Genomic DNA, 16,704 nt, shown 5'->3' with positions numbered 1-16,704 from the left:
TTTGCATAGCATCGCCTGTTGCGTCGCACTCTTCAACTGTGAAGCTTTATGCAACAAACGCGAAGCTGTCTGCTTGAAAAATGAATATTCAATTAAGCAACGGTGCTGTATTTATTGCATAACTTAACTGAAAATTTAGTCATTGCAATCATCTACCGTTCAATTATTGCGTTTTCCTTTCTCGTTCTTTTTGCTGCCTGTTTTCTTTTTTGCGCTGAGCTTTGTAGGCAGTATTCACTGGCTTCATGCCATTGCCGCTCTGCTGATCATTCATTTACTTATTTATCCTTCCAGCAACGGTTACAACAGTTACATGGACAGAGACACAGATAGTATAGGAGGTCTTGAAAAACCGGAACAGCCAACAAAAGAGCTGTTTTATGTTACCATTGCGATGGATATTGCCGCCTTACTGCTTGCATACTTTGTAAACCCTCTGTTTGCGTTTGGCCTGGTTGTATATATATTATTTTCCAGGCTGTACAGTTACAGGGGCATAAGGCTAAAAAAGTATCCTGTGATCGGGTACGTGACGGTGGTACTGAACCAGGGTGCGCTGATCTTTGCACTTGTATTTTATACGGCTGATAAAACTGGTGTGCAGGATATTCCGTTAATACCACTGGCGGCATCAATCTTTTTGATCGGTGGTTTTTACCCGATCACACAGGTATATCAACATGCGGCTGACAAAAAAGACAATGTAAGAACGATTAGTATGTTGCTGGGTAAGCGCGGAACATTTGTTTTTTGTGGCATTATGTATGCAATAGCATTTGCATTATTGTTTATTCAATATAACAGTACAGGCAGCATAAGGATGTTTATTATTCTGCAACTATTTTTTATACCTGTTGTTTTCTACTTTATAAAATGGTTCGTGGCAGTCTTTAAAGATGAAAAGGCAGCAAGTTTTAAAAATACCATGCGCATGAACATGCTTGCTGCCACCTGTACAAACCTGGCATTTATCACTATCATTATACTACATCAAATTGGCTGATATAATTTCCATAGCAACAGCGGTTCCACGGTATTGCCACAGGCAGGATGAAATTATCCATTTCATGTCTGATATTTACGCCCTGGAAAAAGACGAAAAAAGAAAGCTCTCTTTTTTATACAAACACAGCGGTATTCACAGCCGTTATTCTGTTGTTGGAGATTACAGCCGCACAGAGGATGAATGGGATTTCATTCCTCGAAGCGGGAAATCTTTTCCTTCGCTGGAGCAGCGAATGAAAGTTTTTGACGAGGAAGCTTTGCCGCTGTCAACAAAAGCTATTACCAAATGTATTGAAGGTATTATCAACAAAGATGATATTACGCACTTGATAACGGTGAGTTGTACCGGCATGAGTGCACCGGGATTAGACCTGCAGATCATGGAAGCGCTGGAGCTCTCCCCCGCTATCTTTAGAACGTCTGTGAATTTCATGGGTTGTTATGCTGCCATTCATGCTTTAAAGCTTGCCAAATTAATTTGCGATGCAGAGCCAAATGCCAATGTAATGATTGCTGATACAGAATTGTGCACGCTTCATTTCCAAAATGATTACACAACAGACAATGCGGCCAGCAGCCTGCTGTTTGCTGATGGCTCCGCTGCCGTACTGGTGTCGAATAATATTCGTACAGCGAACGCTGTAAGCATTAACGGTTTCTTTTCTCACGTGGCATTTAAAGGCAAAAATGATATGTCGTGGCAGCTTAGCAGCAAAGGTTTTCTTATGACGCTCAGTGGCTACGTACCACAACTGATCAAAGAAGATATTGAAGGGCTTGTTTCTAAATCGCTACTACACCACAACGTTTCAAAAAAAGATATTACCCATTGGTGCATACACCCGGGTGGAAAAAAAATACTGGAAGCCATAGAGAACAAGCTGGATCTCACTGAAAACGACCTGCATTATTCCACCAAAGTACTGGCCGAATATGGAAATATGTCCTCTCCCACTATACTCTTTGTGCTAAAGGAAATGATGGAAAATATGGAGCAAAACGCTAAAATTTTCGGCGTTGCATTTGGCCCCGGATTAACAATGGAAACTTTTCTAGCTTCCAAACAATGAACCTGAACAAGCGGATATACAAAAATGAGTTGCTTGACGGTGATGATATTCCTTTTGCTGATATAAAGCAAAACATGCAGGAGTTAAACACGATCAACACATTGCTTGGCGGTCATACAATTACAATAGATGGTTTACGAAAACTTGCTGCACACAAAAGGCAGATAACCGTTTGCGAGATTGGCTGCGGTGGCGGAGATAACCTTGCCGCGATCGCAAAGGCACTACCTCATGCATCTGCAGGCTTTATTGGCATAGATGTTAAAAAAGAATGTATTGATTTTGCCAAAGCAAAGAACCAGTCAAATTTTACTGCAGAGTGGATAACATCAGATTACAGGCATGTTCAGTTCGATCAAAAACCCGATATTATATTTTCCAGTTTATTTTGTCATCATTTTACGGAAGATCAACTGGTTCAGCAGCTACGCTGGATGCACGACAACAGTCGTATTGGCTTTTTCATCAATGACCTCGAAAGGAATACCATCGCTTACCATTCTATAAAACTGCTGACAAAATTTTTCTCAAAGTCTTATCTTGTAAAAAACGATGCACCGCTGAGCGTAGCCAGGGGTTTCAAAAAATCTGAGTGGATAAATATCTTCAAGCGGGCAGGCCTGGCTCATTATTCTATAGCATGGAAATGGGCGTTTCGTTACCTGATCTTATACAAACATGAAAGCTGAAACAGATTATGATATTGCTATTGCAGGTGGCGGCCTTGCAGGCCTGACGCTGGCTATACAGGCTGCAGATGCCGGTTACAAGACCGTACTGTTTGAAAAAGAGCGATATCCCTATCATAAAGTTTGCGGCGAATACATAAGCCTCGAAAGCCTGCCTTTTCTAAAACGCCTGGGATTTAACGATAACGCTTACGAATTGCCTGTAATTAACAAGCTGCAGCTTTCTGATGTGAAGGGTAAACTTTATAGTTTTGATTTACCACTTGGTGGCTTTGGTATAAGCCGCTATACGCTTGACAATGCTTTGTACGATATAGCAACAAAGAAAGGCGTACATGTGTTGCAGAACACAAAAGTGCAAAACCTTTCATTTGCAAATGAAAAATTTACTGCTGAAAGCAATGCCGGCAATCTCACTGCTAAAGTAGCCGCTGCAACCTATGGCAAACGCAGTAACCTCGATATTAAATGGAACAGGAGCTTTACACAAAAAAAACCTGACAAACTAAACAATTATATTGGCGTTAAATATCATATACGTTACGCCTTTCCCAGGCAAAATATAGCGCTTCATAATTTTAGCAATGGTTATTGCGGCATTTCGACTATTGAAGACGGCAAATGTTGTCTTTGTTATTTAACAACGGCCGGCAACCTGAAACAACACGGTAATTCCATTAAGCAAATGGAGCAGCAGGTGTTGTGGCAAAACCCTTTATTGCAGCACATTTTTACAAAAGCTACATTCCTGTATCAAGAACCGCTTGTTATCTCGCAGGTTAGCTTTAATAAAAAAGAACAGGTAGAAAATAACGTTTTGATGATTGGTGATGCGGCTGGTTTAATAACGCCGCTCTGTGGCAATGGTATGAGCATGGCCATGCATGCATCCAAACTTGCTTTTGATAACATCAACAGGTTTTTACATGGTTCCATTAGCAGGAAGGAAATGGAAGATCATTACACAAAGCAGTGGCAGCAACAATTTAGCCGGCGCCTGGGTATGGGGCGCTTTGTGCAATCAATATTTGGAAACAACACTGCCACATCTCTTTTTCTTACTACTATGAACCACACCCCATGGCTGGCCAGGAAAATAATCAGCACCACACATGGAAATGCTTTTTAGTATGGGCCCGGCAGCTGTACTACTATCGGGCACCTGTTGCGTCGCACTCTTCATCGTTCTGCAAAAGCTACGGCATAGCACAGTGTTGCTGTATTTGCCACTAACGACCTCAATAGCGAATGAACCTGCAAAGCAAATATGTCTACGCTTATATCTTCGCGCTTGCCCAATAAAGTTGCTGCAGTACAAGTGAGTGACACAACGAAAGCCTAATGCTTATACTGCTGCCGGTTACATCATACTTAACTGTTTATTCAGTCCGCAAACTTTTTACAGGATTGCGCATAGCTGCCCGCATGGTGTTCATACTAACTACCACCAATGTAAGCAACAATATTACCGCCCCTACCACTGCAAAAAGCCATATACTGATATCTATCCGGTAAGTATAGCGTTGCAGCCAGGTGCTCATGGCCCACCATGTTAACGGTATAGCAATGACGAAGGCAATCATCACCAGTTTTAAAAATTCTTTTGAAATCAATAATAATAACTGTTGCACAGTAGCACCCAATACTTTTCTTACACCAATTTCGCGTATGCGCTTTTCGATTGTGAAGGAAGCGAGCCCTGCCAGGCCGAGGCAACAGATAAATATGGCAAGCCCGGCAAAAATATTGGTGAGTTTACTAATGAGCTCTTCCGTTAAAAACTTGCGTTGAAACTCCTGGTCTACAAACTGGTACTCAAAAGGCACCAGCGGATTATGCTTTTTAAAGATCGTTTCGATAGATGCCAATGCCTTCTGCGGGCTTATGCCGCTCTTCAAACGAAGCGTGTTCATGGCTGCGCCGTTTGGATCGAAGATGATCAACATTGGGTAAGCTGGCTCAAATGGAGAGGTCATTACTATATTGTCTGTTACGCCAATAACGTTAAATGTTCTGCCAAAGCGCATTTGCATACCAACAGGGTTCTTCAGTTTCATTGCATCAACAGCAGCCTGGTTCAGTATCATCGATGCTGAATCTGCCGGTGTGCCTGCAAAGTCTTTACCCTGCAGCATTTTAACGCCCATGGTTGTGGTAAAACCAATATCTGTAGCCAGCGCACCCATAATAATCTGGCTGTTTGCAGGTTTGCCTTCATAGTCTGGTGCACCGGTGTTCCACCAAACTTCTGTTATGGGAGAAGATGTCCTGGTTACAGCACTTACCATACCGGAGCTAAGTAATTCCTGCCTGATAACAGCATAGTTCTGGTTGGTCTGTTCTGTTGCGGGAATCATGATAAGGTTATCAGGATCGTACCCCATACTACGGTCTTTTACATGCTGTATTTGCTGGTAAACCACGATGGTAGCCGAGATCAGTAAAATGGAAATAACAAACTGCGAAACCACCAGCACATGCCTTGGCAAAATAGAACCTTTACCTTGTGTAAGCGTACCTTTCAGCACTTTCACAGGTTTGAATGATGACAGGTACAACGCTGGATAGCTTCCTGCGACAAGGCCTGTAAACAACACTATACCGAGTGCCGTAAGCCAGAAAAATGGCTGTGAAAATTGTATAGTAAGCTGCTTATCTACAAGCTGGTTGAATGATGGCAGCAATAGCAGAACAGCAACCAATGCGAGAAAAAATGCGATTACCGTAAGGATCATCGACTCTGCAAAAAATTGTAAAATGAGTTGCTTTTTTTGAGAGCCGAGTGTTTTGCGTATGCCTACTTCTTTCGCACGTTTTTCCGACCTTGCAGTAGACAGGTTCATAAAATTGATACAGGCTATCAGCAAAATGATAATAGCCACAATGGAAAATAACCTTACATACTCGATCATCCCGCCGGTATTTACACCATCGTTGAAGTCACTGTACAAATGCCAGTTATTCATAGGAAAGGCGAAATAGGTGCTGATATCATCATTACCATGCGCACGCTTCAGCTTTGTAATATTTTTATTTAACAATGCGGTATCTGTACCAGGTACAGTTTGTACAAACACATTCCATGAAGAGCTTTGCCATTCATTCATGGCACGCTTTGTATCTTCTTCATCGTAATTGAATGGCACCAGCCACTCAAACCGGAAAGACGAATTACCAGGTACATCTTCTATAACCGCTGAAACTTTTACATCTTTAATATTATCGAAACGAAGCACCTTGTTAATTGGATCTGCATCGCCGAAATACGTTGTTGCTGCCGACCTGGTGAGCACTACCGAATTGGGATCTTTCAAAGCAGTGGCAGCATTGCCTTTGATAAATTTCCAGGTGAACATATCAAAGTAATGTTCACTTACAAACAATCCCTGTTTCTTTATTCTATTATCACCCAGTGTAAGTACCCTTTGCTGCGGATAGGTTGTAACCACTGCACGTTTTACCTGCGGAATATTTTTTTCCAGTTCTGCGGCCAGTGGCAATACCATGCTCCTGTCTGTAAATACCTGGTTGTTAAAATCGCGGTTGGCAATAACCTGGTAAATATTGTCGTGCTCCTGATGAAACCTGTCATAGGTAAGTTCATCCTGCACCCATAATACAATAAGCATGGTACAGGTTATGCCAATAGCCAGGCCTAGTACATTGGTAATGGTAAAACCTTTGTTGCGAAACAGGTTTCGCCAGGCAACTTTAATATAGTTTTTAAACATGATCGGGTTATTTATAATGGTATCAATTTTTTATGCAGGCACAATATTTTATCGCCGAAGGATTACTCGCTCCTCAGGCTTTTTGCCGGGTTCATTATGGCTGCCTTTAACGCCTTGATGCTGACAGTAAGTAATGCAATACCAAAAATGATGACCGCTGCAAGCACAAAAATCCACCAGCTAAAAGGTGTACGATAAGCAAAATTCTGCAGCCAGGTATTCATAGCATAATACCCCACAGGCATAGCGATAACAGTAGCAATCATTACAGGCTTCAGCAAGTCTTTGGACAGCAGTACAACAATGTTTTGTGTAGATGAACCCAGCACTTTTCTTACCCCGATTTCTTTCGTGCGTTTTGCTGTAGTAAAAGATGCAAGCCCGAATAATCCCAGGCAGGCAATGAATATAGCAAGACCGGAAAATATGCCCAGTATGGTTTGCTGTCTTATATCGGTTCTGTACATAGAATCAAACTTCTGATCAAGAAAAGTATATTCCAGCGGGTATAGCGGTGTTACTGTTGCATAAGCTTTCTTTACTGCTTCTGTGCCTGCATTAATATGCCCGGGTTTTATTTTTACGAGCGCCACTCTCCTGTCTTCTGCTGTTGAAATAACAAGCGGTTCCATATTTTCTTTGAGCGATAGAAAATTGAAATCTTCTACTACGCCCACTATTCTTCTTCTCGCTGTATCCCTGATGGTATTTTTTATCCATTTACCCACAGCTTCAGCAGGTGTAAAACCCAGCTTGGTGGCTGCTGTATGGTTGATCATCACGGCATCGGTACTATCTGTACCAAACTGCGGTGAAAAGCTTCTGCCCGCAATTACTTTCAGCCCCAGTGTGTTCACAATATCAAAGTCAGCAAATTCAGTTCTTGCTTTCCACGTATCACGCTGGCCTTCTACTTCAAAAGTATGCTGGTCAAAGAAGCCGCCGGGCTCACCAGACATCATTGACACAGATTCAATATTACTGTTGTTCAACAATTCACTTTTAAAACTTTGCAGGTGCTCATAAAAATCTTCGTTGTCAATAGGTATAGCAAGGGTTTGCTCCCTGTCATATCCCAACTGTTTGTTCTTTACATAACTCATCTGGTTTACGATAACTATGGTGCCAACAATCAGTAATACTGAAATACTGAACTGTACAACCACCAGTGCCTGCCTGAATGTTGAACCTCCTTTGCCAAGCTTCAGTTTCCCTTTCAAAGATTCAACAGGCTTAAAAGCAGAAAGTACAAAAGCCGGGTAGCTGCCTGCAAGAAAACCTACGACCAGGATAATACCCGTAAGGAAAACATAGATGGGCCATGTATTCCATGATACAGTGAGTGTATAACCAAGCAACTGGTTATACAAAGGAGAAAGTAGTTGTAACAATACCAGTGAAAAGATGCACGAGATTATCGTAAGTAAAAAGGACTCCCCGATAAATTGCAGTACCAGTTGGTTTCTCAATGCGCCAAGTACTTTTCTTAAGCCAACTTCTTTTGATCTTTCCACAGCCCTTATCGTGGAGAGATTCATAAAGTTGATACACGCAATCAGCAATATCAAAACAGCGATGGACAGGAAAATATAAACGATTGTTTTATCGCCATGTTTTGTCGGGTCGAAGCTCGAAGATTCACTGAAATAGATCTCTTTAACAGGTGTCAGTTTCAGGCCTACTTTTACGCCCATCCGCTTCATGTCGGTTCCCATATATTTATCCATAAATGCAGGGAACTTCTGCTCCAGCTTTGCTTTGTCTACATGATCATTCAATTCAAGATATACAAAATGATTGTTGTTGATCCACACTTTGAACCACGGCTCATTGTACCAGTTAGAAAGCGGCACAACCATATCAAAACTTAAATGCGAATTAGATGGAACATCTTTGGCAACAGCGGTTACTTTCAGCTGCATGTCTTTATCCATTTGCAACACTTTGCTCATGGCATTTTCTGCACTGCCAAAATATTTTTTTGCAGTGGTTTCTGTAAGTACAATACTGCCGGGCTCTTTCAAAGCTGTAGCTACATTGCCTCTTAACAGCGGAAAAGAAAACACACTAAAGAAATTGTCATCCGCCAGGTACACATTTTTTTCATTGAACGATTTATCGCCAATCACAATCAGGTCGCTTGATGGCATTATACGAACAGCGTTTTTTATTTCTGCCGGAAAATCATTTTTCAATGCGCTTGCATATGGTCCCGAAACCCACGGCGCAATAGTTTTATCCTGGTCAAATGAGCGTGCCACGCGGTACAGGTTGTCTTTCTTTGCATGAAAATTATCAAAGCTGAATTCGTTCATGATAAAAACAAAAATCATCATGCAAACTGTAATCCCGATCGTTAAACCAAGAATGTTGATCAGCGAAAAAACTTTGTTTTTACTAAGACTGCGCCATGCAATCTTCAGGTAATTTTTGATCATGGTTGTTGTTTGAACAGTGTAAATATTGTTGAACCAAACAGTGGCAATCCTATTAAGCTTTTCTTGCGTCGCACTCTTGTACTGCAACACATTATTCAGCAGTTCCGGGTGCATCTTCGTTAGTCAGTACACGCCTCTTCAAAAGCAATCCTGTTACGGCAAATTCATATCATCAATAGTTAGCAACAGGCACACCTCACCGGTTAATCAAAATAATTTTCAATGGTCATGCCAATACCTAAATTGTTAATTTATAAACACTTACACCTCTTATAACGACATAAGGTGTCCGATATCGGACACCTTATGTACGCTGCTGAACAAAGCAGTTTTTATCTTATGAGTACGATTGTACCTTTCTGGTTTATTTTTTCTTTACCATCCAGTGAGATCATTTCAACGAAATATACATAAGTACCGGCAGGTGCCGGTATTCCTTTGTAAGTTCCATCCCATCCTTTCCCTGCATCGCCGGTTAAGAACAAAGCATTACCCCATCTGTCAAATACAGCAAGCCTGACCAGTTTGTTGGCTACCTGTGCTGGTACCCGGAATATATCGTTCTTTCCATCTTTATTAGGTGTAAAGGCACCCGGCATGGTAACAGGAAAACTGCAGTCTTTAAATACCTGCGTGGTATCTGTTTTAGTGCCGCATGCATTGGTAACGCTCACCGTATAAAGCCCCGGTTTGTTCACTACAAAATAAGGGCTGCCTGTTAAAACATTATTCCAGTAATACTTTGAGTAAACTGGGTTCACTTTTAAGATCAGGGAGTCTTTACCAGCAAGGCAATAACTGCTGCCCAGGTCAATTTCCGGGCTTTTTGAAAAAGTAACGTCGAAGTAAACAATACTGTCGCAGCCTTTAACCGTTTTAAACTGCACCGGGTATATGCCAGAACCTGTAACCTTCTCATTGTTGGATAGCAGGTATTCTCTGGCATTGCAAAGATCCACAGGAGTTGCATAGGCTGTTACATCAGTACAGCAGGTTTGTTTACAAATAACGGTTGATTTCATACCGTAGTCATATTTACCGATTGCAGATACAGAATACCAGCCGGCCTGCACATCCTTAACAGGCAGTGTAACATCTTCCTGCCTGTAAAAGGAAGACATATCTGCAGCCGTAATATCACTTTCACTTTCTACACAATCGGCTTTACCATCAGTATCAGTTTTTACCATCGAAAACTCCTTGCTTCCTCCATTATGCGTAAAGCAAAAAAAATAGTAGCCTGCATCACTTGTAAGCAGCGAGGTAGTTTCCTGGCTTCTTCCAACTTTACTGTATGCATGATGCCATAATACTTGTCCGCCTTTGTCAACGGCCATCAATAATGGACTATCTGCATTATCCATCAGAATTATAAGACGGTCATTTTTGGTATCATACACTGCATCTGAACTATACAGCGGAGGTTTGCCGGACGTATAATGTAAAGCAGATAACAGCCTGCCCTGTTCATTCACTTTGATGTTTACAATATTTTTTGTTGTTCGAAACTGGTAGTAAGCGGTATCAGCATAAGAAGATATGAGGCTGATTGTACCATCATCATACGCTGCCAGGCTGGTTACATCTGCGAATGAACTTCGGTTATTGAAGAAAGTAAACCAATAAAAGTGTTCCCATTTATTCAAACCACTTTTACCGTCCAGGCAGTGCATATAATACCCATTCTTAGGTGGTGTAGAAGGTGTATTACTATCAAAGTAAAAATCTTTTTGCGCTACCAGGAGATCTCCGTTGCGGAGTTGGAGCAACCTTGTAGCACCCGGAGCATCACCTGCACGCCAGGCAATAATTTTATTCCATTTTATATTAGCATCTGCATCGAAACAGAGCAGGATTGTATTTGCTACATCTTTCCTTGCATTGAAAGACACCACAATGTTTCCATCGTTCAGTTTTATCATGGCATCAGGCGTAAATATATTGTCAAACAGCCTGGTCCATTTAATATTTCCCTGGCGGTCTATGCGGGCCAGGAAACCTGTAGAAGCGAGTACAGCCGGTGGAATGGAAGCTGTATCGACCGTTGACAGTGAGCCTGTCACCATCGTTTCACCATTATCCAGCGGCACAGCATTATAAAACTGTACATAATCATAGTTGGACGATGAATATGCCCTGCTCCATAATATTGTTCCCTGCTTTGTTGACCGCGTTAACATTCCATCGATCAAAACAGAGTTTTTTCTTAAAACAGACCCTGGTATATCAATACTGCCCTCTGTATTAAAGATGGCTTTGCCGGTTTGTTGTACAGTTGGTGTGATAAAGTTTACGGAAAGGTAATCTGTCGCACATACCTGGGCCACTGCATACAGCGAAGAAAAAACGCACAATAGCACCACTGATATTAAGGGGCCGAACAATCGCATACATTGCTTTGTAGATGCAATTTACAGTGCATTATACTGAATACAGAAATATTCTGCCCCACCAATACATTTGTTTATATGTTATGCATGCCTGCTCTGCAACATAGATATTCGCTGAAAGCTGTTGATGTACTTCTAAAGCCCCATGCAGATTAGCAGTGCGCAGTTACACGCTGAGGTGCTGAGTAAAGTGTTGCAGTACAAGTGTGCGACGCAACGAAAACTTTATAATTATTCAAATGCCGGGTACATCATCTTACCACGTATATTTTACACGGCGATAACTATTTAGTAACCGGTTAACTATTCTGCCCGCAGGCTGTCAACAGGGTTTGCAATAGCCCTTCCTGTAGTATGTACAATAATGGCTATGAGCGCGACCAATACAGTTAAGCCTGCTGCTGTAAAGAACAGTGCAGGGCCTAACGAAGTACGATAGGCAAAACCCTGGAGCCATTTATTCATTACGATAATTGCTGCCGGTATTGCAATAAAAAAAGAGACCATAACGAGCCGTAAAAAATCTGCTGATAGCAATGTGAGTATTTGCGCCACTGATGCGCCCAATACTTTTCTAATGCCTATTTCTTTTGTACGACGAACGGTGGAAAGATGTGCGAGTCCGAATAACCCAATGCAACAAATAACAAATGCGATGACCGTTGCAATAGTGATGATCTTCTGCCAGCGCTGCTCCTGCACATATTGCATGGCATTAAGTTCATCGAGGAAACTGAACTGGTAAACACCGGATGGAAAGACTTTGCGGTAAATACTTTCAATGGCGGCCATAGCATCTTTTTGCCGGCGGCGATCGATCTTAATCCACATACCGCCATCGGGTACATCACGCATGTACATAACCATTGGTGCAATCTTTTGCCGGAGCGAACCCACATGAAAATCTTTCACCACACCGCGTATATATCTGGTGCTTGTATCGAAACCTGCATTAAGCCTGATGGTTACGGCTTTACCAATAGGTTCTTTTATGGCAGCGGCTTTTACAAACGCTTCGTTTACTATAATGCCTGTATTTATATCTCCTGGAAAAGATGCAGAAAGGTTTCTGCCTGCCAACAGCGGAATTTCTAAAACAGGTAAATATTGCGCATCGATATTCTTATACAGCGCTTTGAAAGCATGCGTACCTGCCACTACTTCTTCTTCCCACCCATCATTACCAAACGAAACAGTTTTTACCGATGGCACTTTTGAAAATTCATTTACGAGGTAATCGTGCGCTTTTTTGTAATCCCTGTCTCCGCCAAAACCTGTTCTGATAATACCAGCAGGATTGTACCCCAGGTCTTTTGTACGCACAAAATCCATTTGGTGATTGTAAACAAGCGCAGCAATCAGCAAAAATACAGCGAGTGAAAACTGGAATACTACCAGCGAACGGCCAAAGAGATTTTTACCGGCAGCTTTTGCCTGTTGTATAATACTTCTGCGGCCCTGAAGTTTGACAAAATATAGGCGGGATATAAACCGGTTAACAAAACTACCACGGTAAACAGCAGGGCGAAGTACATCAACAGACTGGTTTGAGCCAGCTTTTCTGCTACAAAATGTTTACCTGCAAGTGTATTAAACAATGGTAAGGCTATTGAAAGGAACAGCATTGACAATAAAAAAGCGGTAAAGCACAATATTGCAGACTCACAAAGGAATTGCAGGATTATCTGTCTTTTACTGCTGCCTGCAATTTTTCTCAGACCAATTTCTTTCATGCGTTTCAATGAACAGGCGATACTGATGTTAACAAAATTGATTGCAGCCATTAACAGTATAAAAACGGCGATACCCATAAACATGTAAGAAGTAAGCGGGTTACCGGTATTTACTACACCACTTTCCCCGGAAGAACTGATACTGGTATTTAAATGTATGTCTGTAACAGGCTGCAAACTGTAAGTGATTTTTGGATCAAAACCATAGATATCAAACGCTTCTTTGCCTAATTGGCCTTTGGCATGATGTGTATAAATATCATTGAACTTCTTCACCACCTGTGTTCTGTCAGACTGTGGGTGCAATACGACAAATGTGCCCAGGTAGGCATTCAGCCAGTTATTGTCTTCGAAAGACAGTCGCATAAAACCGAATGTGAGCAGGATGTCAAACTGCAGGGAAGAATTTGGAGGCGGATCTTTTACAACACCTGATACCACTAAGGGCTTACCCAAATTTTCGAACGAGGGGTCAGCATCCATACTCAGCAATTTGCCTGTTACATCTGTACTGTTGAAAAACCTGCGGGCAGTGCTTTCGGTTAATACTACATAATTTACATCACTCAGTACTGTATTTGCATTGCCATGCAATAAGCGGAAACTGAATACATCAAAAAAGTTATCATCCACAAACAACGGTTGCAGGTGAAGCGTCTTGTTATTAGCCGACACATCACTATAAATTGCACCACCCATTACACGGGTATAACTTTTTACTTCAGGTACAGAAGCCTTAAATGCAGGGCCTTGTACCTGCCCGGTGCCACCAGTGGGTTCGGCTTTGCCGTCTTTTGTAATAGCAGTGGTAACAATGCGATACAGGTTAGCGTTATTGGCATGAAAATCATCAAAGCTATGCTCATCCTGCCAGTACAGAATGGCCAGCATCATACAGGTAATACCTGCTGCAAGCCCAATGACATTGATAGTGGCATAGAGTTTATTTTTAACAATATGCCTTACCGATATTTTTAAAAATGTGCCCAGCATATTCATTAATACTGTTATGAACATAAAGTTTTCTCATCTGTTTCGGCGCCACGGCATTGTATGATCTGGCCGTATCATCGCAGTTATTCTGTTCGTAAACTGTTTGCAGGGTTTGCAATAGCAGCTTTTATGGCCTGGTAACTTACAGACAACAATGCGATGAATATAGCTACCGCCGCAGATGATAGAAAAATACCAAACCCGAGGTCTATACGGTAAGCGAAATCCTGCAACCAGTTGTTCATAGCCCACCAGGCAAGTGGTGTTGCTATAACAATTGCCACGCATACTAATACAACGAAGTCTTTGGAAAGCAACGTTGTTATCTGCTGTACCGATGCACCCAGCACCTTGCGTATGCCTATTTCCTTTGTTCGCTGCTCTGCTGTAAAAGCGGCCAGTGCAAACAGGCCAAGCGCGGCAATAATAACCGCAATAAAAGAAAATATGAGGATCAGCTGAGAGGTTTGAATGTCTTTGCTGTACAGCACATTAAAGCTGTCATCCAGAAAAGTATAATGAAAAGGTTGTGTTGGTACAAGCGATGCCCATACAGACTGCACAGCACTTACCGTTGCAGGAATGCTGCCCGGTGCCACTTTTACAAACAGGTGCGAACTTCTTTGTGTTTCTGACATCAACACCATTGGCCCTATTTTATCGTGTAAGCTCTTATAATGAAAATCTTTTACTACGCCAACCACATGCCCTGTATCTCCGCCCCAGGTAAAACGCTGCCCTACAACCGGTTTATGCATGTTAAACTGTGCCACAGCTGTTTCATTTAAAATGTAATTACGTTCATCATCTTTGCCCGTGGTAAACCAGCGCCCGTCTGCGAGCTGCAATTTAAACATGCTTCTAAAATCTGCATCCACGCTTAGCCTGGCAATGGAAGGGTTGAACAAGGTATCCCTGCCATCCCAGTCTGCATTGCCCGATGAGTAACTTTGCACATTCGTAATATCATCACTGCCACCACTTACTCCCATAACGCCGGGCTGCCTGCGCAATTCGTTTTTAAATGTTTGAAAAAACATACCCAGCTCCTCACCTTTTAGTTTTGCATAAGCAGGATAAGGCACTTCTACCGACATTACCTGCGACACATTGTAACCCGGGTTGGTGGTTTGTATATAATTGAGCTGCCGGTAAATTACCATTGCACCTGCTATAAGCACCGTTGAAAGCGCAAACTGGAAAACTACCAGGCCTTTGCGTACCGCTCCATCATTGAGTTTAAGCACACTTACACCCCTGAAAACATTCAGCGGTTTGAAAGACGACAACAACAAGGCCGGGTAAATGCCATTAAGCACCGCTGCAAACAACAGCGTTCCGGTAAGTACCTTCCATACAGCAAATGAACTGAGGGAAATCTCGAACGACTTTCCTGTTATATCATTGAACAAAGGCAGGCCCAGGATAAGCAGTACTACCGTGAAGAACAATGCGAATAAACTTACTGTGAGCGACTCAGTAATGAACTGTGCAAAAAGGCTGCTCCTGTCGGCGCCGATTATTTTTCTTACACTTACTTCTTTTGCACGCAGGCTGGCTTTTGCAGTGGTAAGGTTTACATAGTTAATACATGCTGTAAGCAACAGCAATATGCCCAGTATACTAAATATGTATACAGTTTTTTCTGTGCCTTTTGGCATAGCAGAAGACTGAAGGTCTTCCTCGAAATACAGGTCCTTCAATGGCATCAGCCTGATGGTGGTATTATCGTTACCGGGCCTGTTCTTTTTTACAATATTATTTAAACCGGCAATAACCTGCGTAACGCTTGCGTCTTTACGCAGTTTAAGAAAAGTGATATAGCCAAAATTATTCCAGGTAAGGTCGTTCCTGTACGTATTGGGATCGGCAAGGCGACCGCCCATCTGCAGTAAAATATCAAACTGGAAACTAGAATTGATCGGGTTATCTTTTATTACTGCCTTTACAGTATAGTTGGTTGTATCCACCTTAATCACCTGCCCAACCGCTTCTGCATTGCCAAAGAATTTTTTGGCTTTCGATGCGGTAAGTATAATACTGAACGGATCCTGCGCAAACCCTGCTGCATTGCCCGCAATAAAATCATAAGAAAAAATATTGAACCAGTTTTTATCTACCCACGCACTTGTTTTTTCGTCGTATAATTTATTATTAATATTCAACACAGGGCCGCCCCAGTTATTGATCATTACACGAGATGCCTGCTCTACTTCTGGTATTTCACGCAAGGCGGTTTCGGCCATCATCATCGGTGCATTTTCCCATTTCCATTGCTCATCGGCGTTAATAGCAATGTCGCATGTTATCCTGTACACCTGCTCTTTTTCAGTATGGAAGCTATCAAAACTTGCCTCATTCTGCACCCACAGAAAAATAAAAACAGCGGCAGCCATGCCAACAGCAAGCCCGAATATGTTGATAAAGCTGGTGGTCCTGGTTTTCCAGAGACTGCGAAATGCCGATTTAAAATAGTTTCTCAACATAAGCAACAGATTATTTTAGTTAATGATGTTACCAGCTTATGGTTCGCTGTTCAGCGCCTGTTGTGTCACTCACTTGTACGTTCGGCTCTGTATTCAGCACGGTGCGATCTTCGCACCTGTTCAATAAAGCTCCAGGCGCTGAAGAGTGCGACGCAACGGATGCTTCATG

General features: G+C 42.1%; 10 protein-coding genes. 4 read left to right on the top strand and 6 right to left on the bottom strand.

The window, feature by feature from the left end:
- Nucleotides 1-142 precede the first annotated feature (142 nt).
- Genes I5907_RS15140 through I5907_RS15125 form a run of 4 tightly spaced genes read left to right on the top strand, consistent with a single transcriptional unit; the run spans nt 143 to nt 3,893 of the window.
- Nucleotides 143-1,003 carry a UbiA family prenyltransferase gene (locus I5907_RS15140; protein ID WP_231402125.1) on the top strand — a complete coding sequence of 287 codons (861 nt, stop codon included), beginning with the start codon at nt 143-145 and terminating at the stop codon, nt 1,001-1,003.
- Entirely contained in the window at nt 942-2,075 is a 1,134-nt protein-coding gene (locus I5907_RS15135; RefSeq protein ID WP_346266788.1) for a type III polyketide synthase, read from the top strand. The genes I5907_RS15140 and I5907_RS15135 overlap by 62 nt, the downstream gene beginning before the upstream one ends.
- Nucleotides 2,072-2,764 (top strand): methyltransferase domain-containing protein, encoded by a 693-nt coding sequence (locus tag I5907_RS15130; protein ID WP_196991651.1) that lies wholly within the window; start codon nt 2,072-2,074, stop codon nt 2,762-2,764. The genes I5907_RS15135 and I5907_RS15130 overlap by 4 nt, the downstream gene beginning before the upstream one ends.
- A complete protein-coding gene (locus tag I5907_RS15125) occupies nt 2,754-3,893 on the top strand; it encodes an NAD(P)/FAD-dependent oxidoreductase (protein ID WP_196991650.1) in 1,140 nt (379 codons plus the stop codon). The genes I5907_RS15130 and I5907_RS15125 overlap by 11 nt, the downstream gene beginning before the upstream one ends.
- Nucleotides 3,894-4,143: 250 nt before the next feature.
- On the opposite strand, the gene I5907_RS15120 is transcribed toward I5907_RS15125, so the two are convergent.
- From I5907_RS15120 to I5907_RS15095, 6 genes are all read right to left on the bottom strand, one after another.
- Nucleotides 4,144-6,495: an ABC transporter permease gene (locus tag I5907_RS15120; protein WP_196991649.1), complete on the bottom strand. Its 2,352-nt coding sequence runs from the start codon at nt 6,493-6,495 to the stop codon at nt 4,144-4,146.
- A gap of 62 nt (nt 6,496-6,557) precedes the next feature.
- Nucleotides 6,558-8,933 carry an ABC transporter permease gene (locus I5907_RS15115; RefSeq protein ID WP_196991648.1) on the bottom strand — a complete coding sequence of 792 codons (2,376 nt, stop codon included), beginning with the start codon at nt 8,931-8,933 and terminating at the stop codon, nt 6,558-6,560.
- Nucleotides 8,934-9,265: 332 nt separating this feature from the next.
- Nucleotides 9,266-11,323, bottom strand: a complete 2,058-nt coding sequence (locus I5907_RS15110) for a T9SS type B sorting domain-containing protein (protein WP_196991647.1) — start codon at nt 11,321-11,323, stop codon at nt 9,266-9,268.
- Nucleotides 11,324-11,626: 303 nt separating this feature from the next.
- On the bottom strand, nt 11,627-12,655 hold the full coding sequence (locus I5907_RS15105; protein WP_196991646.1) for an ABC transporter permease: 1,029 nt from the start codon (nt 12,653-12,655) through the stop codon (nt 11,627-11,629).
- Between the two features lie 59 nt (nt 12,656-12,714).
- A complete protein-coding gene (locus I5907_RS15100) occupies nt 12,715-14,073 on the bottom strand; it encodes an ABC transporter permease (RefSeq protein WP_196991645.1) in 1,359 nt (452 codons plus the stop codon).
- Nucleotides 14,074-14,132: 59 nt separating this feature from the next.
- Nucleotides 14,133-16,535 carry an ABC transporter permease gene (locus tag I5907_RS15095; RefSeq protein WP_196991644.1) on the bottom strand — a complete coding sequence of 801 codons (2,403 nt, stop codon included), beginning with the start codon at nt 16,533-16,535 and terminating at the stop codon, nt 14,133-14,135.
- Nucleotides 16,536-16,704 lie beyond the last annotated feature (169 nt).

Source organism: Panacibacter microcysteis (assembly GCF_015831355.1).
Taxonomy (GTDB): Bacteria; Bacteroidota; Bacteroidia; order Chitinophagales; family Chitinophagaceae; genus Panacibacter; species Panacibacter microcysteis.
Note: the sequence above shows the minus strand (reverse complement) of the source record. Positions and strands in the feature narration are given on the sequence as shown.

Coding starts and splice junctions, on each gene's coding strand:
- I5907_RS15130 (WP_196991651.1), top strand. CDS start 2,072: ATGAACCTGAACAAGCGGATATACAAAAATGAGTTGCTTGACGGTGAT.
- I5907_RS15125 (WP_196991650.1), top strand. CDS start 2,754: ATGAAAGCTGAAACAGATTATGATATTGCTATTGCAGGTGGCGGCCTT.
- I5907_RS15120 (WP_196991649.1), bottom strand. CDS start 6,495: ATGTTTAAAAACTATATTAAAGTTGCCTGGCGAAACCTGTTTCGCAAC.
- I5907_RS15115 (WP_196991648.1), bottom strand. CDS start 8,933: ATGATCAAAAATTACCTGAAGATTGCATGGCGCAGTCTTAGTAAAAAC.
- I5907_RS15110 (WP_196991647.1), bottom strand. CDS start 11,323: ATGCGATTGTTCGGCCCCTTAATATCAGTGGTGCTATTGTGCGTTTTT.
- I5907_RS15105 (WP_196991646.1), bottom strand. CDS start 12,655: ATGGATTTTGTGCGTACAAAAGACCTGGGGTACAATCCTGCTGGTATT.
- I5907_RS15100 (WP_196991645.1), bottom strand. CDS start 14,073: ATGTTCATAACAGTATTAATGAATATGCTGGGCACATTTTTAAAAATA.
- I5907_RS15095 (WP_196991644.1), bottom strand. CDS start 16,535: ATGTTGAGAAACTATTTTAAATCGGCATTTCGCAGTCTCTGGAAAACC.